The following is a 20,372-nucleotide window of genomic DNA, read 5'->3' on the forward strand; positions in this document are numbered from 1 at the left end:
GTCAGCTTCCAGTATCAGCCTGGCATGAGATCATCGGCAATCCAACCTATGCCGATGCCATCCTCGATCGCCTCGTTCATAACGCCCACCGCATAAACCTATCCGGGGAAAGCTTGCGGCGAAATCAGCGCCGGAAATCTTGACTCGCTACACGAATGAACTGACAACAATCACTGCCAGCAGGACCCCAGCCTCAGGGGGGCGAGATCATCCCGGAATCCGGGGGCGCAATCATCTCGGAATTGGGGGCGGCTTCATCGGAATCGGCACAACGCAGCAATATTGGAGGCTCGAGTCTGATTGTAGCATGGAACATGAGACGATCCATCGTTCTGTCGAAGTCCGCCGATTACACTTCGAACTTGTGAAAAGGGTCGTCCTCAATGCCATAATTGCCCTTCAACCCGGCAGCAGGTTTGGATAGGCTTCCGGGTACAATGGTAGCAAACGATTGCTATCTCGGCAATCGGTGCGTGCGTCTTGGAGGTCCACAAAGGGCGGCACTAAGGCCACGGAATCTCTTGGCCTCATACGCTGCGTCCCTTATTCTCCATGCAACCAAGAGGCTAGAACGGAAATCACCCCATGCCATTGAGCGACGACGAACGTATGATGGATCACGCGTTAGCTGAGGCTCGCATCGCCTTATACCAAGGCGTCTTTCCAGTTGGCGCAGTTCTCGCCGCTGGAACACGCATTGTCGGACGCGCCCATAAAACTATGGCGTCCAACCATCTGAGCCATGCTGAAATGAACCTGTATCACAAGGTTTTTGTAGGCGACTATAATTACGCACGTGCTGAGAATTTGACCCTGTACACCACCTTGGAACCCTGCGTCATGTGTTTTGGCACCACTCTCCACCTTCCCGTAACGCGGGTGGTGTTCGCGATGACTGATGACTATGGAGGCTGTGGGGCCACGAGACTTGAACCAGCCCCGCCGCGCCACCTTTCGCGGCAGGTAGCGGTTGAGGGAGGGGTCCGCCGCCTCGATGCTTGCAGGCTGTTTAAGGAGTTCCTTGACAACACGACTGAGGCGTTCTGGCGGCAGGGCGGCGCACAGCACTTTCAGGCCGCAGTATACGCCGAACTGAACTCAGCAAACTGAGGGCAGTGAAATCGGAGAGTGCATTCTTCCGGATCGCGCGGAAGCAGCCCGCGGCCGTGGGTAGACGCGTTCATCGAGCATCAGTGCCATACGGCCTTAGAGAACGGCGACAAACTGAGGATTGCGCCTGTCGATCATGCCGAGGACAAAGTTGCGCAAGGGGAAGCGCTTCCAGCATGGTCAGAAATCTTCGCTCCCGCGCTACCATGTCTAGAGCCGCATGGAAGCTCTCCACATGTTCTGCCGCAATGGGAACGATCTCGCGATCCGCCATCGCCGATATGTCATTACTGACCTTGCGATGGCTTTGAAACCTGAGGCGCCGAGCCATGAATGGCTCGCGACCGGTGTGTCTCTCTACACCGAACTTGCCGATTTCGCCTTGCGTGCACGAGGCCATTGGGGTGCAAGCGGCAAAGCGTTGCCAAGAACTCTCATGACGTACCTGCCAGCCTTTGCAGATCGGTTCGAAAATGCGTTCGAAGCCCTGTTTACCGAAAAGAACGGACAGCCCGTTGATGTTCTAGTCGATGATGTTTTGCGTCCATTTGCCGGCCGATTGAGAGATGGCTGTCGTCAAGACGCGCCGAAAGAATGGAGTGATAGTGAATAAGGCAAACCAATGACAGACTGGGTTGAAAACCAGGGGGTAGCTCTCAACCTGAAACAAGTCGTGGTAGAGAATACATCGGTGGTGGATGGCAAGCTTACCGCCGCCTCATGCGTGCCGATCAACGAGGCCCAACTCTGACGAAACGCCTGCGGTAGCCAGACCGGACCGTGCTGGTCGGTGGGCTGCCGTACCAAGCCTCGAAATATGCCGCCGCGAGCGCAGCTCGGACCCTGAGATGACAATCTCCAACATTTGTGAACCCGTGTGCCGCATTGGCGGGAATTAGCACCAATTGACCTGCATTGAAGCGCAGACACCGCCGCGACGATGGTGCGGTTGAGTTGGTCGCTTCTCAGGTCCATAAGTTCTTAAATCGATTTTAAAATATTGAATTCAAATCCTAATCGATTTTAATTACTTCATTAAAAAATTCTTGTTGCGGTGCGGAAGAATTCAAACCTTAAATGGCTGGCGAGGTCTGCTGTTTGGAGGAACTTGGATGACTTTTACATTTCCGCTTACTGAAAAGCGCAATGTCGAGGAACTGCTGAAACACTTGGCACAGCACAAACTTAGCTGTCCAGGGAACTGTGTCGTGTCGGCGAAAACCCACGTCGCCCATGTATCGTCTTTCCATACGTTCGCGTTGGGTACTGCCCGTACCGCGTGGTAACGACGAAAGTAGGTGGCAACGGCACTATGCTGAGATTTGTCACAGCTTCAGTGCTAGTTGCTCAATGCACATGTCGGCCTGGCGCTCCAGCGAGGAGAGGGTCACACCGAGGAGGCGTATCCCTTTCCGGGTCGGAAAGACGGATTCCAGCAGGACGCAAACTGTCTCCTTGATTTCGTCTGCAGATCGGAACGCTTGACCAATCGTCCTGGCGCGGGTGATCTGCGTGAAGTCGGCGTACTTGATCTTGAGTGTGACGGTCTTGCCCGTGATGCTGTTTGCCTCACAGTGACGCCAGACCTTAGCGATTAACGACTTCAAACCGTCCACTGCTGGGTCGTAGGCGTGGATATCCTGCGCGAAGGTGTCTTCCGCTCCGATGGATTTGCGCACCCGGTCTGGCTTGACCTGTCGTTCGTCGATACCGCGGGCGATGCCATAGAAGTACGGCCCGGACTTGCCGAAATGCCGGACCAGGAACTCGATCTCCTTCTTCCGTAGGTCGGCTCCGGTCTCAATCCCGAGGCGATGCATCTTGTCGGCGGTCGCCGGGCCGACGCCGTGGAATTTCGTGATAGGCAATCCAGCCACGAATGCCGGCCCGTTCTTCGGCGTGATGACCGCCTGGCCATTCGGTTTGTTCAGGTCGCTCGCCATCTTGGCCAGGAACTTGTTGTACGAGATACCGGCAGAGGCGTTCAGCGCGGTTGCCGCCTTGATCCTTGCTCTGACTTCAAGGGCGATGTCGGTGGCGATCTCAATTCCCTTGAGGTTCTCGGTTACGTCGAGATAGGCCTCATCGAGCGATAGCGGCTCGATTATGGGCGTGTACTCGGCGAAGATTTCCCTAATCTGTGCCGATACGGCCTTGTACACATCGAAGCGCGGCTTCACGAAGATAAGGTCAGGGCACTTGCGCTTGGCCGTCACCGACGGCATGGCCGAGTGGACGCCGAACTTGCGAGCCTCGTAACTTGCAGCCGCTACCACACCGCGTGCTTCCGATCCACCGACCGCGACGGGCTTCCCGCGAAGCTCCGGATTATCACGCTGCTCCACTGAGGCGTAGAAGGCATCCATGTCGACATGGATAATCTTGCGCGGACGCTCCGCAGGCAAGCTCTCGATGTGATCAGTCATCGCGCATTTCCGCATCCGGGAGTAAGCAGGAGAACTGGGCCACGCAACGATCAATACCGTCTGCGCTGTTCATGCGAGGGCAGCCGACAGTAAGCCGCCGCCTGAGTTGACGGAAGGGCAGACTGGCTCCGTACTGTTTCACCAGAGCTTTCCGATCAAGATCAGTTCTCCGATCGCAGGCACTGCATTCGATTGTGATGAGCGCCCCCCGATAGTCTCGGAGCGTTGCTTCGTCGCAGGAATTTTTTATCATCCTAAGATATCATGCGCCCTGTGGATCGCCCGCGGTTACTCTAGCTTGTGTCGCTGTGGATGGACTGCGTTCATAATCCACCCGAAACACGACCGTTGACTCGAATTTCAGAAAGAAACAAATGTAGAACATACTCGCTTTTGGACGAGATGGAATCCTGATTTTGACGAAGGCCACAGATGGCGCAAGTGAGCGCAAACCCTGTCATCACCGAGCCTCGAGAACGCATATCGCACCTCGAAGGCAATTAGGTACGCCAGAAGCAGACTCACCGTTCGGCGTCCGCGAGATTGATGATCATTTGCCGAATGGCGGACTGTCCCTCGGGGCAATCCATGAGTTCGCTGGTGGCGGGGCAGGTACGGTCGACGGAGCAGCCGCAGCCCTGTGGGGCCGCATTCGACGACTGTCTTCACAGTGCAAGCGACTTGCGAAAGGTGCACGAACAAACGAACTCACATGGGCATTCCACACTGGAGGACTGCTTGCGGCGTTCAGTAGAAGTGTTGGATGAAACGCGGGTTCCTCAGAAGCGCTGTCGTTTCATTTAAGTGCGACCGGTCCTATAATCCTGTGGGGTGAGACCGAACCAATGGACCGCAAGCTTTCCGCCATCCTCGCTGCTGATGTCGTGGGCTATTCCGCGCTGATGGAGCGCGACGAGGCTGGCACATTCGAGCGCCTTCGTGCGGGACGCAAGGAACTGTTTGAGCCGGAGATTGCTCGCCATCACGGCCAGATTTTCAAGCTTATGGGCGACGGGATGCTCGCCGAATTTGGCAGCGTGGTGGACGCCGTGGAATGCGCCGTCTCGCTGCAGCGCGGGCTGGCCGAACGGAATGCCGCCGTTCCCGAGGACCAGCGGATCCGGGTCAGGATCGGGATCAATCTCGGCGAGGTGATCGTTGAGGGCGAGGACCGGTATGGCGAGGGCGTCAATGTCGCGGCCAGGCTTCAGCAGCTGGCAGACCCGGGCGGAATCTGTGTTTCGGGAAAGGTCGCCAGGGAGGTTGAGAAGAAGCTGGCTTTCGGCTTCGAGCCGATGGGCGAGCAGAAGGTGAAGAATATCGCCGAACCGGTGCAGGCCTTCCGCATCATCCTTGAGGGACAAGCCCCACGCCAACCAGCGCCGTCATTGCCTCCGCGCTGGGTTTGGGCAGCAGCAGCGGTGCCAGTCCTTATTCTGGTTTTGGCCGGGACGGTCTGGCAATTCTGGCCGACTGTGACAGTAAGTGGCAAACCGTCGGTAGCGGTGCTGCCGTTCGACAACTATGGCGGCGACGTGGCGACCGGACGCCTCGCCGATGGCCTCACCGAGGACATAATCACCGATCTGGCGGGGTTCCCTGAATTCCATGTGATCGCCCGTAACTCGACTGACCAATACCGGGACAAACCAGCCGTGCCGAGTGAAGTGGGTAAGGCGCTTGGCGCAGGATTTGTGGTCGAGGGTTCCATCCAGCGTCAGTCTGACCGCGTAAGGATTACGGCGCAGCTCATCGACGCCAAAACGGGCAAACATCTTTGGTCGCAGCGCTGGGACCGGCCGGACGAGGACTTGTTCGCAATCCAGATCGAAATTTCCGAGCAGATTTCGAACCGCCTCGGCGGCGGCGCAGGCTTGGTCCAGGAGGCGGGCCGCATCACCGCCCACCGAAAGCCGCCCGAGAATCTCAATGCCTACGAACTTTATCTGCTCGGCACCGAAAAACTCGAGCAAGTCAATCAGGCGGATGTCGAGGAGGCCGTCAGGCTGCTCAACCGCGCGGTCGAACTGGACCCCGGCCTTGCCCGCGCCTGGGTCGAACTTAGCCATTCCCATGGATTCTTGTCCAACCTCGGCGTCGAACCCGAAAAGAACCGGGCTCTCTCTATCGAGGCTGCCGAACACGCCTTGCAGCTCGATCCGAGTGATGCCGAGGCGCATGCTGTTTATGCCATCACTCTGGGTGACAGAGGCGAATTCGAGCACGCCAAGGCAGAGTTCGACACAGCGCTGCGCCTTGCTCCCGGCCAATTTGAAGTTCTGACTTTTTACATTGGTTGGGCCTCGACCTTCGGCGATCCTGAGCGCGGCGCGCAACTGGTAGACAAGGCGGTCAGTCTCAACCCCGGTTTTCCGATGTGGAGCGCCAGGATTTTCACTTACGCCTACTTCATGGCGGGCCGGTATGAGAATGCGCTTCGAATGCTTGGCCGCGTGACGCCGGAAAGCTATGGAAGGGGGCAGTGGGTGATGCGTTCCGGCGCGCTTGCAGCTCTTGGTCGAAGCGAAGAGGCGAAGGCTTCATTAACGAACGCAATCAACCGGTTTCCCAATTTGACGGTCGAGGGATTTGTCAATCAGCCCGGATTCAATGAAGCGGAGCGCCAGCGGTTGATCGAAACCATGCGGCTCGCCGGCTTCCCGGACTGTGCCAAGGCAGACGAGCTCGCGAAGATCGAGAAGCCGCTGCGCCTGCCGGAGTGTGCTTCGCCGAAAAATGGCGGCCACGGATGACAATCGTCTCGAAGGGTCCGAAACGCGACCTTCGTTTCACTGACCGCGAAAGCCCAGATGCGGCGCAAAGTAGACCCTCGGCTCCGGGAAGTGATTTTAGAAATCAATAGGCGTAACAATAGTGGTGCCCAGTTTCATCTCGTCCGGCGCTCCATCCACACCCAGCGGCTCACCACCGCACTGTCTGCTTCACCGGACGCTTAACGAAGAATCCAGCGACGTTCGACGCCGCTGGATTCTTTGATCACAACGCGGCCGTGACCTTCGCAGCCACGTCCGACGATGCCGCGTGGCGCAAGGCACTTGATCAACGAAATCGGAGGATTGCACGGCCGTGCGCCTGGCCTGTCGCGGAAAGATACTTGCATAAATGTGAACAGCATGTATACATGTTGTTCATGACGCGATTACAAGATAGTGGACACTTCGCTATTATTGAGCCGCCAGCCGAGGCAGCTCAGGATGTCGTTTACCGATGGTTGAAGCAACATGTCCTGACGTTACCGCGTCATGAAGCAACTTTCGTTACAGAGGCTGAGGTTTGCCGTGCGACTGGAACGTCACGGACGCCCGTGCGGGAGGCGTTGTTGAGGCTGGAGTCGGACGGGCTTCTACGGATTGTGCCCAAGAAGGGCGCATACGTAGCCGCGATAACTGAAGCCGATGTCGAGTCCGTGATGCAGGCCAGAGGGCTGGTGGAGGATTGGTGCGTGCGACGTGCGGCCTTGTTAGGCGAGTCTCTGGCAGCGGAGTTGGACCGGCTCGTGAGCCGGCAAGCGGAGTTGGAGCAAAGCCCAGTGACGTTCATCGAGTGCGACCGAGAATTTCACCGTACGATCGTGCGCTCTGCCGGGAATCCAATACTGGCGGATTTTTATGAAACTCTGCGGGATCGCCAGTTGCGCATGGGATTGCATGCAATCGCTGCTTCCGAGGAGCGCATCCGTATTGTGTTGGCCGAGCATGCTGCCATCGTCGAAGCGATACGCTCTGGCGATCCTGAACGCGCTGCGGGTTCAATAGCCGTGCACTTGACCAATACCTTGCTAGCGATGCGAATGCCGATAGCTGCAGGCTGGGTGCGCAGCGCAGCAGACTCGCGCGGAAGTCGGTTTTGATGAAAATGACTGTACGAGTGTTTGAGTGGTGGCCTGAGGTCTGGAAGTAGGCGCAGCCAAAGCGGTTCTCCTCCCTGACCATTCGAATGGAAAGGAGCGAGAAATGGGCCCCGAGTTGAAAACAGCTTTCGATCAACAGGCGTTTCGGCAAGCGTTGGGCCAGTTTCCCACCGGCGTCTGCGTCGTGACCTGTACAGCGGAGTTTGAACGGCTTGGCATGACCATGAGTTCTTTCAACTGTTTGTCTCTCGATCCACCTCTCATCCTCTTCAGCATCGATCGCAAGGCTGCAAGCCTCTCCTTATGGGAGAAGGCCGAGGGTTACGCGGTTAATGTATTGGCTGAAAACCAAAAGGAAATTTCCAATCGGTTCGCGAAGTCTCTTTCAAACAAATGGGAAGGAACGAGATTCGCGCACGGGCAATTCGGTGCACCCTTGCTGCCTGGCGTTGCCGCCGTTTTCGAGTGCATCCCCTGGGCCAAGTATGACGGCGGCGACCATACACTTTTTATAGCGGAGGTGAAGAGCTTCTCGTCGTCGGTTGATCGGATGCCGCTTGTGTTCAGCAAGGGGCGCTATGCAGCGCTGCAGTCGACCGAATTCGTTGCGCCACTTTGGCCGCTCGACATTCACTACTGACGAGGGAGAGGGACATGATCAAGACCGGGGCAACACACATCGAGATGCTGAAGGACGGCAGGCAGGTCTACATCAACGGTCTGTTGGCCGGAGATATCACAGCCCATACCGCTTTTCGGCAGACTGTTCGATCGATTGGAATGCTTTACGATTTTCAGTCCAGTATCGACAATCTGGAACTCATGACGTTCGAAGTGCCGGAGGCGGGCGGAGAACGAGCCAACCGGATTTGGCAGCTGCCGCATAGCTATGCGGATCTTGTGGAACGCCGCAAGGCACTCGAGGCTTGGACCGAACTCCATGGCGGCTTTCTGGGCCGTGCGCCGGATCACGTCGCCTCATGCATCTCAGGCATGTATATGGGGATCGAGGTATTCAGGGCCTATGATGCCGCTCGCGCCGCTGCCCTTGCCGACTATTATCGATATGCCCGCGACAATGAGCTTTATCTCACCTATGTCATCATCAATCCTCAAGCCGATCGGTCAAAAGCCGCGAGCGAACAGCAGGACCCGTTCCTCACCGCGGGCGTGGTCGACCAGGACAGCGATGGCTTGACCATCCGCGGTGCCAAGATGCTGGCAACCGGCGGCGTGATGGCAAATGAAGTGCTTGTGACCTGTATTCAGCCTCTTCGCGAGGGAGATGAGCGCTATGCGGTTTCGTTCGCGGTGCCTATGAATATCAAGGGGTTGAAGATCCTCTCTCGCAAGTCATACGAGGAAAGCGCGACGAGTGTTTTCGACAATCCGCTCGCCAGCCGCTTCGATGAAAACGACGCGGTCCTTTACTTCGACGATGTGAAAGTGCCGTGGGACCGCGTATTCGTTAATCAGGACATCGCAATGACCCTGAACCAGTTTCACGCCACGCCGGCCCACGTCTATCAGAATTATCAAGCCCAGATACGCCTGATGGTGAAGATGCGATTCCTTGTCGGCATCGCTAAGCGAATCGCGGAAACAAACGGTGTCATCAACTTTCCTCAAGTGAAGGAAACACTGGGTACTCTGGCCGCGCATAACACCATGGTGGACGCGCTCGTTCATTCGATGGAAGTGAAGGGCCGAATGCACGGCGCATACTTCATTCCAGACGCGCACACCCTGTACTCCGCCCAGGTCTTGACCCAGCAACTTTATGCGCAGGTTATGGTGACCCTGCGCGAGCTGGCGGGGGGCGGGTTGATCATGTTGCCATCTTCGGTTTCGGACTTCGCGAATGGTGAACTGCGTGATCTGATCGGGAAAACGCAGCAATCCTCCGTCGCCTCCTCGGAGGGCCGTGTGAAATTTTTTAAGCTCGCCTGGGATGCAGTCGGATCGGAATTTGCATCGCGCCACACGCAATACGAAATGTTTTATGGGGGCGCTGCTTTTGTGACCAAGGGCCACAGCTTCCGGACGTTCGATTGGGATCGCTGCACGCAGCTTGTCGATCAAATGCTCGACAGCTATGCGCTTGAGGACGAAATCGTCAAGGCAAACCCTGTAGCCGCCTGAGGTGTTCCATGACAAGCCAGAAAGAGCATAAGGAATTCCATTCCGTGGATATGGATGACGAAGGCTGGCATTCGCCTCCCGGCTATCCCCTTGAGATCGAACAAAAGATACTTGCGGGCAGTCTCGACGAAAACCACATGACAGGAAATCGGACGCGACTGCTTCGATTCAAACCGGGCGCGTATACAACAATGCCGTTCGTGCATGACTATTGGGAGGAGGTATACCTGATCTCGGGGGATCTCGTCGTCGGCGGAGCAGATGATGCCCAGCGTGCGTCGAGCTTCTCGTCCAATACCTATGCCTGCCGGCCACCTGGGGTCTATCACGGCCCTTTCAGGTCGGAGACAGGATGTTTGTTGCTTGAGTTTCACTACTATTCCGGCCCACCTGCGCTATGATGAACCTGTAGATTGTGCTGGATGGCTGCAGCGCCGGAAGCTGATTGACAGCTTTTGGTGCGCAGAATGTTAATAGCGGACAGTTCGACCGGGCGGGATACTGACCCAAAGAAACCTGCGCCCACGATAGACTTAGTTACGCAAGAAGCGGACGGGTTTTTAGAATCCGTTCGCTGGGGAAGTCATCATGGCAGGTGGCCATCGCGGTCTTATCCGGCTCCGCATTCGCTCCGTGGCCGCGCTCGCCACCAGGAAATCTGCTTCGGCGGGGCGTCTCGCGTGATGATGAGAACTCTACGCTATAGGCCCTCTGAAATGACATTCGGAAGCAGATCGAAATTTGCTGAAGTCAGGGCGTCCTTCTCACCACCTGCTTCTCGCGATTTAGGCATAGCCGCCCCGCCCGGCCACGGCGCCCGTCAGGCGATGAGTGCTGCTTGCCTGCATCAGATCACAAACCCTGCCCGCCTCATCCTGGGTTCGACAGTCTCATGCAGCGGTTCTCATCCATGCCAGGAAGGACTCTCACCGCGGATCGCGGACTGTGGTGCATTCAGACGACACAAAAACTGTAGCCCGGTAGGGACGAGCGAGCCGTTTTCCAGTTCACGGCCGACCACGACTTCACTGCAGATCGCAATGCCTTGCCCGGCGACAACCGCATCGATCGCATGCAGTTCCTCGCGGAAGCTCAAATCTCAGGCTTTGTCCGGGATCAGCTCTGGATCGATTGAACGGGCCGTCGCTAGCCACCGGGACCAGGTGGGAGCGTCCGGATCCCGGTTCATCCAGTCAAAATGGATCAACGGATAACGCAGGAGATCAGCAGCACGCTCGATCGCTCGCCCGTCGCTTGCCAACAATAGGGGACTGCAAATGGAAAAAAAGGAATCGCGGCACACCTCCTGAGCGGCAAAGCCCAAAGGCGGACGCCGTGTGTAGCGGATCGCCACAGCCGCAGCGCCGGCGCGCAGATCGAGCAGCGCGTCCGTCCCGATGATCTCCAGCGGGATGGCCGGTTGGCCTCTCGCCATTTCGGTAACCGGGGCACCAGCCATCGGCTCGCGAAAGCGTTCGGACTTGTTACCCGCAATGGCGCTTGAACATTCGGCTCGGCGACTGCCGCAAGGGAGCCAGCGAGAAGATCAAAGCCGTTGCACAGGATAGGAAACAGGCGCGCTCCCGCACTCGTCAGCACGAGCGGGCGCGGCACGCCGAGCTCCACCGCGGCGGCCTTGAAGCTGCCGTGCCGAGCGACGGCCTCGAAGGCATGCAAGGCGCGCAGGGGCGGACAGTTTCTCATGTCAGCAGTGTAGATGAATTCCTCTCATCTAGTGCTAAGGATTTCGCTTTTGCAGAAGGTGGGTCCCTGTGAGACAGTAGTCCTGTTGGAACCGAGGGCGACAACGATGGAGATCCCACGACAGACCGATGCGCTATTGGGCCGATCCGATTCTTCGAGTACGGCGATCGAACAGCTACGGTCGTGCTTACGGGGCGAAGTGATTTTGCCGACAGATGCTGCCTACGATCAGGCGCGGGCGGTCTGGAACGGGGCGATCGATAAACGCCCCGCTGCAATTGTCTTTTGCGCCGATCCTGATGACGTCGTCCATGCCGTGACCTATGCCAGGTCACAAGGCTGTCTCGTGGCAGTTCGCAGTGGCGGCCACAACGTCGCCGGTCTGTCCGTCTGCGACGATGGGATGGTGATCGATCTATCGCGCATGAAGAAGATGGTCGTCGATCCCGAGCGCCGCATCGCCAGAGCCGAAGCTGGTCTCACCCTCGGCGAGTTCGACGCAGCCACACAAGCCCACGGTCTTGCAACGACCATGGGTGTCAACAGCGACACCGGCATTGCCGGCCTCACGCTCGGTGGAGGCTTCGGCAAGCTCGGGCGAAAGCACGGTCTGAGCTGCGATAATTTGATCGCTGCAGAAATGGTCACGGCTGACGGACAACTGTTGCGCACAAGCATCGACGAGCATCCCGAACTGTTCTGGGCCTTGCGAGGCGGCGGCGGCAATTTCGGCATAGTGACGGCGTTCGAATACCGGCTGCACCCGCTTGGCCCGACCCTTCTCGTGGGCTCGGTGCTTCACGCCTACAATCATGGGCGCGAGGCTATGCGGTTTTACGACAAATTCTCCCGTGACGCCCCGGACGAGGTCAGCGTCGATGCCGCGCTAGTCACACTGCCCTCGGGCGACCGTGCCTTCACCATCTCGGCTTGCTATGGCGGGGCACCCGAAGCGGGCGAATCCATCATCGCACCGCTGATGAAATTCGGACACCCTATCGAAAGCCGCCTTCAAGCCATTCCTTATCTTCAGATTCAATCGGCGGGCGACAGCCTTTTTCCACGCGGGCGACGCTATTACTGGAAAGCGCAGTTCCTGCGTGAGATCAGCGATGGTGCGATCGACGCGCTGCTCGACGGCTACGCGGGGGCTCCCAACCACTCATCCTTGCTAGTTTTCCAGCAGGTCGGCGGAGCAATCGCTCGCGTGCCCGCGTCACACTCGCCCTATGCAAATCGCGATGCGGCCCTTGACTGCTTCCCGATCGCCATCTGGGACAATCCGGCCGATGACGAGGCAAATATGCGCTGGGTGCGCGACCTGTGGAATGCGATCAGACCATTCTCCACCGGCGGCGTCTATGCCAACAATCTCGGTGATGAGGGTGATGAGCGCGTGCGTGATGCCTATGGCGCCAATTATGCGCGCCTTGCCGCCATCAAGAAGCAATACGACCCGACCAATTTCTTCCGATTGAACCAAAACATCAGGCCTGGATAATTCGGAATTCGTGGGGGAACCGTGCGCAGTCGCTGGACGATCCTTGCTGTCTTGTTTGTCGCCCGCACCTCGATGGCGTTTCAGTTTCAGAGCGTCGCCGCCGTCGCTTGCGAAAAGCTGGACTTATTCGGTGAACTCGCGACCAAAGACGCTGCGGCGACAGAGTTAGGCAGCTAAGTTCGGGGGTGTCTGGTTGCCAACGCTCCGATAACTATTGCCCTGGCCCGTCTTCGCAATCGCCACGATGACAGCAACGGGGTTCCCCTCACGACAGCTGACGACCTCATCGTCGCGCAGGGCAAGGTCGATCAATTCTTCAAGTCGCTCTGCTGCCTCGGCAATTTCGACGCAAATCGTCACCGCTGTTGCCCTTCTTACCAGACGCGCTCATGCAAAATCGCGTCGAACACAATATCGGTCGAGACGAAAGCGCAATGTTCAAGTCGTGCCTGGGCCGCCAGGATCCTATCCCAGGGATCGCGATGATCCCAGTCGAAGGCGGCGGCCAGTTCGGCATGCAGATCGCTGATGGCGAGTGTCTGCAATCCGCTGGCAGTCACTGCGGCCCGCAATTCCTGCGGCTTCAGGTCGAGCTTCTTCAGGCGCATCTTGTTGTCGAGCTCGTAGAAGGAGACGGCACTGACGAGGATGGTATTGGTCTTGTCCTCGATCAGCGATCGCGCTCTCGACGAGAGGCGATCGCTGCCAATGGTCCACCAATAGACGGCATGGCTGTCGAGCAGCACCTTCACGAGCGGTTGTCCCGATCGTCAGGCTTGCCTTGCCACACGCCAATGTCATCGTTCCAGTCGCCGGCGTCGATCCCCGCCTGTTCGGTGTCGTGATCATCGAAGAGATCGTCGGGAAGGCCGTGCTGGCGCAACAGCCCGAACGGTCGTTTGCCGCCAAGGTCGGCTGGACCGATGCGGGCATAGACTTGCGTGCCGCGCATGATGATGATTTCCTCGCCCTGGTTGGCGCGTTCGAGGACCTCGGCGAAATGCTTGCGGGCCTCGCTGATCTTGTAGCTGGTCTGCGGCATGGGGTCGGCCTCCGGAAAACACTGTTGGGCACGCTACCACGGCTTGGCAGAGCGTACAACCGTCTTGTACACATCACTTCCGATAAGGGGTACTTATCGCCGGCCGATCGCGGCGCAATCCCCGGCTGGGCGCTCAGTGCCGACGGTCTGTGCAGCCTCCGTGGCAAGGGGCCGTGCCGCCTGCGAGACGCAATCCGCGGAGGGCGCCGTAGCGCCTCGCCGAGTTTGCCGCCATCGACGCGGTACTGGCCCGATCCGAGGCCGCGCTGGCAGAAGCGACTGCGCCGGGCCGGTCATCAGTCTGGGGGCGGGATCCACTGGTCTACGATCTCGACTGGGACGAAGACGAGCGCCTTGATCAATGGCGAACGGTGCTACGCCAGTCGGAATTTCTGCCGCCAGTGCTGCAGGCGATCGTCGCGCTCGACACCTGAAACGAACTGGCCGTGCTCCAGCATGCACCCTGGCTCGGCCGGCTGCTGGCGATCGTCCAGGGGCTGATTGCGGCCGCCGAAGTCGGCCTGAAGGAGTACGATCGGTTGGCGCTGGCACGGCAGATGATGGAGCGAAAACTGACCGGCCGGCGCGCGTCGTCAAAGCTGCGGGAACTGATCGAGCTCGTCATGGCAAAACCACTCGTCTCGGCGGCCATGGTCACGAAGGTGCTCGACGTCACGCCGCAGACGGCCCGTCGCATCGTCGGCGAGCTCGGGCTGCGGGAGATGACGGGGAGGGGGAGGTTTCGAGCGTGGGGCATAATGTAGTGCAATACGCGGAATAGCTACTCAGTTGGGGTTTAGGTCCTAACGCAAGGGCTGCGTTGTCGTTGGCGGCCCGCATGAGGCTCGCATAGCCCTCCGGTGAGTGGCCTGTTGCTGGCTGCCAAATGCCCGCGAAACGAGGGGTCATCGTTGGCCAACGGCAATCTGAATTGTTCGTTTCCCAACTGCCTAGGGAGCGCGGATGCGTGAATCAAAACTGGGTGTTGACGGAGCTGGCCGCCTCGCCCGATCGACGAGCCGTTAGAGATGCCCCGGCAGTCTGGCACAACTGTTATCGCAATTAGCCGATCGTCGACTAACAAATCACACGGCAGCCGAGTCCGTCGCAGACCGCCATCGACGGCGGTCCTTTTACCGGGCAGGTGTTGAAGCGCTCTCTGTCACCTGCGCCTCAGAGGGCATTCGAGAGATCCTTTGATCCGTCACTAGTGTTCGTGGGCTCCCGTTCGCGCTGCATCAACAGCCGAGTTCAGCCTGCCTGCGTACGCCTGTCTTCTCGAAGATGTGGCTGAGATGCGCTCTGACTGTCGAGGCTGTGATGCCAAGCCGGACGCCGGCGGCCGCACGTCCGTCGCCCTTGAGAATCTCCATGGCAACATCGGCCTCGGCCTTCATTTGTCAGATATTTTTCGGCAGATATTCTCATTGGCTTCACAATTGTGTCCGCTTCGATTCTTTTGTTCTCATTTATTCCATTCAAGGAATATTACTCAAGCTTTACGCTCAGTCTAAAAGTAAGTGTTGACGCCAATATACTGCGCGAATTGATTTTGATTGCAGGATTTTACGCGTGCTTTGCCGAGGTTCTAAGCAAAGTTCTTTCTTCTATCTCTCTCAATAGAGGGACGTTGTAACTATGGACGATATTCTCAAAACAATAGATAAATACTTTGGTTATACGTCAGATACAGTTGGATCTCTAAATGAAGCGATTGCGCGCTTCTCCCTGTCCGCTGAGGGGGGGATCGAAAGCAGTCGAGTACTTTGGCTGAGGGGCGCACGAAATGCATCGTGCGGCGGTTCAGCCAAAAGCAACAGACACAAAACTGCCAGAAGTTCCATAATGTTGATTATCCGATCTATGGATTGTACACCGCAAAGTTGAAGTGTCCTGATCCTGCAAAGTAAGAATGTCACTCTCCCCAAGTTTTGATGACCTGGGAGATTGCGGATGGGACTGATTGCGATGAGCGAGCGTGATCTGCAGCGGATCGAGGTTTTGTCGAAGGTCGTTGACGGCCGGATGACGCTGGTGTCGGCGGCGCGTGTTCTTGATCTGAGCGAGCGCCAGGTGCGCCGGTTGCTGGAGCGGATCAGCACTGGCGGTGCGGCGTCGATCCGGCAGGCGATTTCCGACGTCGATGCGTGAAGTTGTTCAGACGCCGGTGGAAACGATCATCACGAGAGCAAAAGCGCCAGCGCTAATGCTGGCGTTGTGATCAATCGCTGCTGCCGAAAATGAGGCTTTGATAGGCCGCGAGCATCTCCGGATCCTCGACGGAGCCATGATGATGGAGTTGCCTCCAGGCGCCATCCATCCGAATGAACCAGCGGGTTGTTCGGAAGGCGACATCCAGACTGTTGCTGGCGGTGCGGCACTTACCCCGTTCGCGACCGACGAACAGATGCCAATCGTGTCCACCTTGGCTGGTGAAGTCGTGGAACGTGACGTTTACGGTGGCGGCGCCACCGAACAGTTTGGTATAGCCCCCCGCGATCTCTTTCCAACCGCGACGGATTCCACCGATAGGGTTGTCCATGCTCGGAGCCGCCCCAGGGAACCAGATCGCTTCAAGGCCCACCATATCGGCCGAATTGAATGCCCTGTAGAATTCGATCAGCGCATCCAAGGCGCCGCCATCCCCTGCCTTCTGTTCTGCACCCGTGATCTCTTCAAAACGTTCCTTCATGTCGAAACCTCTTTCCGGAAACTGTGGCGGGCAACGCCAATCTGCTGGCGTCGATCGGTCGACCTGAGGAAGGCGGGAACACGCCCAAAGAAACTAGGTCCCGCCAAGCCGACGAAGGCAGCATGCGCGGCGATGGTGGCGTAATCCATTGTACGATGGTGTCGGCGCAAACAACCGCCGCAAAGTCCCCGATGAGACGTTGGCGATACCATCGTACAATGGACTTCTGGCCAAAACGGCGCATCCTCGCCAAGCGGTCGGAGCAAGCGTATTGCGCTGCCGCGCCGCAAGTTGAAAGTTGTGATGCATTTACTTCGATTGGACGACGAGCCTGCTGTCTTCTCTGGGGACGAAGCACATGTATCGGATGATCTCGGCAATGACGAATGCAGCGCTTCCCGACGGCGGGGATATCGAGCGACCAACAGTCGTGGTTATCGACGACGACATATCAGTCAGGGAATCCCTCGAACTCCTGATAGTGTCCGCGGGCTGGCGGCCCCTACTCTTTGAATCCGCCCAGTCCTACCTTGCAACGCCTCTCTCCTCGGCTCCGTGCTGCCTCGTCCTCGACGTAAATATGCCAGGCCTGAACGGCCTCGATTTGCAGACCATGATCAACATGGGTGGCAATCGCATGCCCATCATTTTCGTCTCCGGCTTTGGCGATGTCCCGATGACCGTAAAGGCGCTCAAGGGGGGCGCGCTCGATTTCCTTACGAAACCCATCGACACGATGGCGCTTCTGGAGGCAATCCGATCGGCACTGGCGCGGAGCGAAGAAATGCTGCGCAATGACGAGGAGCTTCGACGGCTGCAGCGCTCGTACGAAACGCTGACCAAGCGGGAACGCGAGGTGATGATACGCGTGGTCAAGGGTCTCTTGAACAAGCAGGTCGCCTTCGACCTCGATATAAGCGAGATCACCGTGAAGGCGCATCGCGGCCAAGTGATGCGTAAAATGGACGCGCGCACCCTTCCGGAACTGGTGAACATGGCTGCAAAGCTCCGCCTCGGAGAAAGTGTCGAGACAGACTGAAGCGTCCAGCAGACCGATTATCGCGGCAGCGGACTTTCCTCGCACTTCGACTCTTTCGGATCGATAGAGGACTATCATCGCGACAGAGAGAGGTCGAGCGTCCCTTGGAGCTGCGTCATGGACAGGATCGGTGTGAGTGCGAACCGACCGACGCACATGGCGATGGCGAGGGATACCGATCCCGGAACGACGACGGCACAAGGGTTCGGATGGCGCCTCATGCTCAATTCCGTCGACCATGCTCAATTCCGTCGACGTTGAGGTGTTCGAGAGCGATCAGGCTCGGCGCTCGATCACCATCAACGCTGCTTCGTAGAGGTTCCGGGTGAGGTCGAAGGCACCCATCCTGGGCGCAAGTCTCGCCGACTGGCCCGCCCATAGGTTCGTGAAGTCGTTCCGGGACGCCTTTTCCGCTTGGGCGCGCACGGCAGACAGTGCGGCTCCGGCCGAGGGGAACGCCGGCACCGCCTGTGAGATTGGACCGAGTTCCTGCATGAGACGGTTGACGATCCCTCGGGCTGGGCGACCAGTGAACACGTTCGTGACCGCGGTGCTGTCGTCACCTGCCTCTGCGAGCGCTTGCGCGTGTACCGCCGGGATCTTCGCCTCCGGGCAGAACAGGTAGGCAGTGCCGACCTGAACCGCGGAAGCCCCGAGCATCAACGCCGCTGCAACGCCCCGCCCATCCGCGATACCTCCCGCTGCTATCACCGGAATCGCTACAGCATCGACAACTTGCGGAACGAGCGCCATCGTCCCGACCTGGGTGGCCATGTCCTGCGTGAGGAAGTTGCCACGATGCCCTCCGGCCTCCGAACCCATCGCGATGACGGCGTCGGCCCCATTCGCCTCCAGCCACACGGCTTCGGACACAGTCGTTGCCGAAGACACGACCTTCGCCCCGGCCGCCTTCACGCGGTCTACGAGCGTCTTGGTGGGCAATCCGAAATGGAAGCTCACCACTTCCGGCCTGTACTCTTCGACAACCTCGCAGAAGGCCTCATCGAACGGCGCACGACCCGCGCCGGAAACAGGAGCGGCTGGATCGAGATCGAATTCGACATAATATGGCGCCAGCAACGCCCTCCATCGCATCTGAGCGACCGCATCCACCGGAGGCGTTTGATGCGCGAAGAAGTTCACGTTCAGCGGCGACTTGATCGAGGCGCGTATGCTGAGGATCGCAGCTTTCAGTTGATCGACGCTCAATTGAGCGCTCGGCAGCGAGCCTAGTCCGCCAGCCTGCGCTGCGGCGACCACCATCTCGATGGTCGTGGCACCCGCCATGGGCGCCTGGATGATCGGAAGCTCGATGCCGAAAAGATCGAGAATGCGTCGGTCTGGCCAGCTCGTCATATCGGACACCGTCCCATTCGTGAGGTCGGATCCTGATAGATCAGTGGATGAGGCCAGTCTATTGCACCTGATGATCTGGCACCCGATCCAAAGGTATCGGGGACACCTTCGTACAATAGTGAGACGCCGAAATCCGCGAGATGGTGTCGTTACGGCGGTTGGCGACGATCGTTCCTACCCGCAACAGCAGAGACATGACTTTAAGTCCTAGCGAACCTGCCGCGCCTCGGCGGGCGAAGGATCCTGCGTGTCCTAATATGGAGGTGTATAATGAGCACGCGTAAAACAATCCTGATCACTGGCGCGTCGCAGGGGATCGGCGCCGGACTGGTGAGATCATTCCTCGAACGAGGCTACAACGTCGTCGGTACTTCACGCCGCGTCACGGAAGTATTAGTGCCCGATGCAATGGAACGCCTGGAACTCGTCGATGGCGACGTCGGCGATCCGGCAACCGCCGAACGCGTGGCGCAACGCGCAATCGAACGCTTCGGATCGATCGACGCGCTGGTGAACAACGCGGGCATTTTCTTCACCAAGCCGTTCCTCGAATATACGATCGATGACCTCCGGCAGCTTACCGCGACGAATGTGGAGGGATTCATCCATTTCACCAAACACGCAATCCGGCAGATGCTTCGCCAGGGATCGGGCGGAAGCGTCGTCACGATAACGACTTCGCTGACCGACCACCCGATCGCTGGCGTGACCGCGTCGTTCGCCATGATCACCAAGGGCGGCCTGAATGCCGTCACGAAGAGCCTCGCGATGGAGTTCGCCAAGGACAACATCCGGGTGAACGCCGTCGCTCCGGGCATCGTCGACACGCCGATGCATGAAAAGGATCCGAAGGACTTCCTGAAATCTCTCTCGCCAATGGGCACGATCACCGCCGTTCAGGAGATCGTCAACGGCGTGATCTATCTGACGGAATCCACCAACATCACCGGGGAGGTGCTGCACGTCGACAACGGCGCACATTTGGGAAAATGGTAGTCCCTGGCGCAGACGCACGATTGAGGGATCTTGGTATCGAGCTCCCTCCCCCGCCGACACCTTTCGGCGCCTATGTAGAGGCGGTCCAGGTCGGTCCGCTTCTCTTCCTGAGCGGCATGCTCCCGGTGATTGGACACGAAGCGATCTACCATGGGCGGGTCGGCCAAGGTCTTTCGATTCCCCAAGGCTACGACGCTGCCCGTGCCGCTTGCCTCAGCGGGCTCGCCGCGGCGAAGGCGCACCTGGGATCGCTGAACAAGATCAGCCGTATCGCCAAGCTCGGCGTCTACATCGCGTCGCCCGGCGATTTCCAGGAGCACCCGAAGGTTGCCGACGGAGCATCCGAGCTTCTGCGAGATGTCTTTGGCGCGTCGTTGGTTCCGCCCCGCATCGTCCTTGGCGTCTCCAGCATTCCGTTGGGAATGCCGGTCGAAATCGAACTCGTGCTCGAGATCGAATCCTAGCCACGTCGTTCGCCACAACCCGAATGGAG

20 protein-coding genes and 6 pseudogenes are annotated in these 20,372 nt (G+C 58.3%); 16 read left to right on the forward strand and 10 right to left on the reverse strand.

Going from position 1 to position 20,372, the window contains the following annotated elements; translation table 11 throughout:
• Both BSG20_RS25595 and BSG20_RS25600 read left to right on the forward strand, forming a co-directional pair.
• Positions 1 to 143, forward strand: a 143-nt coding sequence (locus tag BSG20_RS25595) for an ATP-binding protein (RefSeq protein ID WP_177309889.1), incomplete at its 5' end; no start/stop codon positions are given.
• A gap of 442 nt (positions 144 to 585) precedes the next feature.
• Positions 586 to 1,110, forward strand: a complete 525-nt coding sequence (locus BSG20_RS25600) for a nucleoside deaminase (protein WP_072379807.1) — start codon at positions 586 to 588, stop codon at positions 1,108 to 1,110.
• A 102-nt stretch (positions 1,111 to 1,212) separates the two neighbouring features.
• Here BSG20_RS25600 and BSG20_RS37745 read toward each other — a convergent pair.
• Positions 1,213 to 1,384, reverse strand: a pseudogene (locus BSG20_RS37745) (GNAT family N-acetyltransferase); the annotation flags it as partial.
• On the opposite strand from BSG20_RS37745, the gene BSG20_RS25605 reads away from it, so the two are divergent.
• Complete coding sequence (locus BSG20_RS25605) at positions 1,346 to 1,723, forward strand: hypothetical protein (RefSeq protein WP_072379809.1); 378 nt, start codon at positions 1,346 to 1,348, stop codon at positions 1,721 to 1,723. The pseudogene BSG20_RS37745 and the gene BSG20_RS25605 sit on opposite strands and share 39 nt — an antisense overlap.
• Before the next feature lie 9 nt (positions 1,724 to 1,732).
• Positions 1,733 to 1,861: a hypothetical protein gene (locus tag BSG20_RS38480; RefSeq protein ID WP_280142213.1), complete on the forward strand. Its 129-nt coding sequence runs from the start codon at positions 1,733 to 1,735 to the stop codon at positions 1,859 to 1,861.
• Positions 1,862 to 2,435: 574 nt separating this feature from the next.
• Here BSG20_RS38480 and dinB read toward each other — a convergent pair.
• Positions 2,436 to 3,536 carry a DNA polymerase IV gene (gene dinB / locus BSG20_RS25610; protein ID WP_072379811.1) on the reverse strand — a complete coding sequence of 367 codons (1,101 nt, stop codon included), beginning with the start codon at positions 3,534 to 3,536 and terminating at the stop codon, positions 2,436 to 2,438.
• A 432-nt stretch (positions 3,537 to 3,968) separates the two neighbouring features.
• On the opposite strand from dinB, the pseudogene BSG20_RS37750 reads away from it, so the two are divergent.
• The 6 genes and pseudogenes from BSG20_RS37750 to BSG20_RS25650 form a co-directional block, all read left to right on the forward strand.
• Positions 3,969 to 4,180: pseudogene (locus BSG20_RS37750) on the forward strand (damage-inducible mutagenesis protein); the annotation flags it as partial.
• Positions 4,181 to 4,381: 201 nt separating this feature from the next.
• Complete coding sequence (locus BSG20_RS25625) at positions 4,382 to 6,289, forward strand: adenylate/guanylate cyclase domain-containing protein (RefSeq protein ID WP_072379814.1); 1,908 nt, start codon at positions 4,382 to 4,384, stop codon at positions 6,287 to 6,289.
• Between the two features lie 398 nt (positions 6,290 to 6,687).
• On the forward strand, positions 6,688 to 7,407 hold the full coding sequence (locus tag BSG20_RS25635) for a GntR family transcriptional regulator (protein WP_072379949.1): 720 nt from the start codon (positions 6,688 to 6,690) through the stop codon (positions 7,405 to 7,407).
• Positions 7,408 to 7,510: 103 nt separating this feature from the next.
• Complete coding sequence (locus tag BSG20_RS25640; RefSeq protein ID WP_072379818.1) at positions 7,511 to 8,047, forward strand: flavin reductase family protein; 537 nt, start codon at positions 7,511 to 7,513, stop codon at positions 8,045 to 8,047.
• A gap of 14 nt (positions 8,048 to 8,061) precedes the next feature.
• Positions 8,062 to 9,549 (forward strand): 4-hydroxyphenylacetate 3-hydroxylase family protein, encoded by a 1,488-nt coding sequence (locus BSG20_RS25645; RefSeq protein ID WP_072379820.1) that lies wholly within the window; start codon positions 8,062 to 8,064, stop codon positions 9,547 to 9,549.
• Between the two features lie 8 nt (positions 9,550 to 9,557).
• The gene (locus BSG20_RS25650) at positions 9,558 to 9,950 is read left to right on the forward strand and encodes a cupin domain-containing protein (protein ID WP_072379822.1); all 393 of its coding nucleotides are present in this window, start codon (positions 9,558 to 9,560) and stop codon (positions 9,948 to 9,950) included.
• 698 nt (positions 9,951 to 10,648) lie between these two features.
• On the opposite strand, the gene BSG20_RS37755 is transcribed toward BSG20_RS25650, so the two are convergent.
• Both BSG20_RS37755 and BSG20_RS38935 read right to left on the reverse strand, forming a co-directional pair.
• Positions 10,649 to 10,984 carry a LysR substrate-binding domain-containing protein gene (locus tag BSG20_RS37755; RefSeq protein ID WP_244541429.1) on the reverse strand — a complete coding sequence of 112 codons (336 nt, stop codon included), beginning with the start codon at positions 10,982 to 10,984 and terminating at the stop codon, positions 10,649 to 10,651.
• A 173-nt stretch (positions 10,985 to 11,157) separates the two neighbouring features.
• Positions 11,158 to 11,253: pseudogene (locus BSG20_RS38935) on the reverse strand (LysR family transcriptional regulator); the annotation flags it as partial.
• A gap of 199 nt (positions 11,254 to 11,452) precedes the next feature.
• Between BSG20_RS38935 and BSG20_RS25660 the strand changes: the two are divergent.
• Positions 11,453 to 12,754, forward strand: a complete 1,302-nt coding sequence (locus BSG20_RS25660) for an FAD-binding oxidoreductase (RefSeq protein ID WP_244541430.1) — start codon at positions 11,453 to 11,455, stop codon at positions 12,752 to 12,754.
• Between the two features lie 249 nt (positions 12,755 to 13,003).
• Here BSG20_RS25660 and BSG20_RS38940 read toward each other — a convergent pair.
• The 3 genes and pseudogenes from BSG20_RS38940 to BSG20_RS25675 all read right to left on the reverse strand — a co-directional run.
• Positions 13,004 to 13,114: pseudogene (locus tag BSG20_RS38940) on the reverse strand (prevent-host-death family protein); the annotation flags it as partial.
• Positions 13,115 to 13,128: 14 nt separating this feature from the next.
• Positions 13,129 to 13,506 (reverse strand): type II toxin-antitoxin system VapC family toxin, encoded by a 378-nt coding sequence (locus tag BSG20_RS25670; RefSeq protein WP_072379828.1) that lies wholly within the window; start codon positions 13,504 to 13,506, stop codon positions 13,129 to 13,131.
• On the reverse strand, positions 13,503 to 13,796 hold the full coding sequence (locus tag BSG20_RS25675) for a type II toxin-antitoxin system Phd/YefM family antitoxin (RefSeq protein ID WP_072379830.1): 294 nt from the start codon (positions 13,794 to 13,796) through the stop codon (positions 13,503 to 13,505). The genes BSG20_RS25670 and BSG20_RS25675 overlap by 4 nt, the downstream gene beginning before the upstream one ends.
• 221 nt (positions 13,797 to 14,017) lie before the next feature.
• Between BSG20_RS25675 and BSG20_RS25680 the strand changes: the two are divergent.
• Positions 14,018 to 14,560 (forward strand): annotated as a pseudogene (locus tag BSG20_RS25680) (DUF1612 domain-containing protein); the annotation flags it as partial.
• Between the two features lie 474 nt (positions 14,561 to 15,034).
• Here the strand turns inward: BSG20_RS25680 and BSG20_RS25685 are convergent.
• Complete coding sequence (locus tag BSG20_RS25685) at positions 15,035 to 15,193, reverse strand: LuxR C-terminal-related transcriptional regulator (RefSeq protein ID WP_143147532.1); 159 nt, start codon at positions 15,191 to 15,193, stop codon at positions 15,035 to 15,037.
• Positions 15,194 to 15,749: 556 nt separating this feature from the next.
• Here BSG20_RS25685 and BSG20_RS25690 point away from each other — a divergent pair.
• Positions 15,750 to 15,920: pseudogene (locus BSG20_RS25690) on the forward strand (helix-turn-helix domain-containing protein); the annotation flags it as partial.
• Between the two features lie 97 nt (positions 15,921 to 16,017).
• Here the strand turns inward: BSG20_RS25690 and BSG20_RS25695 are convergent.
• A complete protein-coding gene (locus BSG20_RS25695; RefSeq protein WP_072379836.1) occupies positions 16,018 to 16,488 on the reverse strand; it encodes a YybH family protein in 471 nt (156 codons plus the stop codon).
• 358 nt (positions 16,489 to 16,846) lie between these two features.
• Between BSG20_RS25695 and BSG20_RS25700 the strand changes: the two genes are divergently transcribed.
• Positions 16,847 to 17,527: a response regulator transcription factor gene (locus tag BSG20_RS25700; protein WP_072379838.1), complete on the forward strand. Its 681-nt coding sequence runs from the start codon at positions 16,847 to 16,849 to the stop codon at positions 17,525 to 17,527.
• Between the two features lie 276 nt (positions 17,528 to 17,803).
• Here BSG20_RS25700 and BSG20_RS25705 read toward each other — a convergent pair whose 3' ends face one another.
• Positions 17,804 to 18,883, reverse strand: coding sequence for an NAD(P)H-dependent flavin oxidoreductase (locus tag BSG20_RS25705; RefSeq protein WP_072379840.1), 1,080 nt, complete (start codon positions 18,881 to 18,883; stop codon positions 17,804 to 17,806).
• A gap of 270 nt (positions 18,884 to 19,153) precedes the next feature.
• Between BSG20_RS25705 and BSG20_RS25710 the strand changes: the two genes are divergently transcribed.
• Both BSG20_RS25710 and BSG20_RS25715 read left to right on the forward strand, forming a co-directional pair.
• Complete coding sequence (locus BSG20_RS25710; protein WP_072379842.1) at positions 19,154 to 19,879, forward strand: SDR family NAD(P)-dependent oxidoreductase; 726 nt, start codon at positions 19,154 to 19,156, stop codon at positions 19,877 to 19,879.
• Positions 19,873 to 20,343, forward strand: coding sequence for a RidA family protein (locus BSG20_RS25715; protein ID WP_072379844.1), 471 nt, complete (start codon positions 19,873 to 19,875; stop codon positions 20,341 to 20,343). Before BSG20_RS25710 ends, BSG20_RS25715 begins: the two co-directional genes overlap by 7 nt.
• Positions 20,344 to 20,372 lie beyond the last annotated feature (29 nt).

This window comes from Rhizobium tibeticum (genome assembly GCF_900110205.1).
Classification (GTDB): Bacteria; Pseudomonadota; Alphaproteobacteria; order Rhizobiales; family Rhizobiaceae; genus Rhizobium; species Rhizobium tibeticum.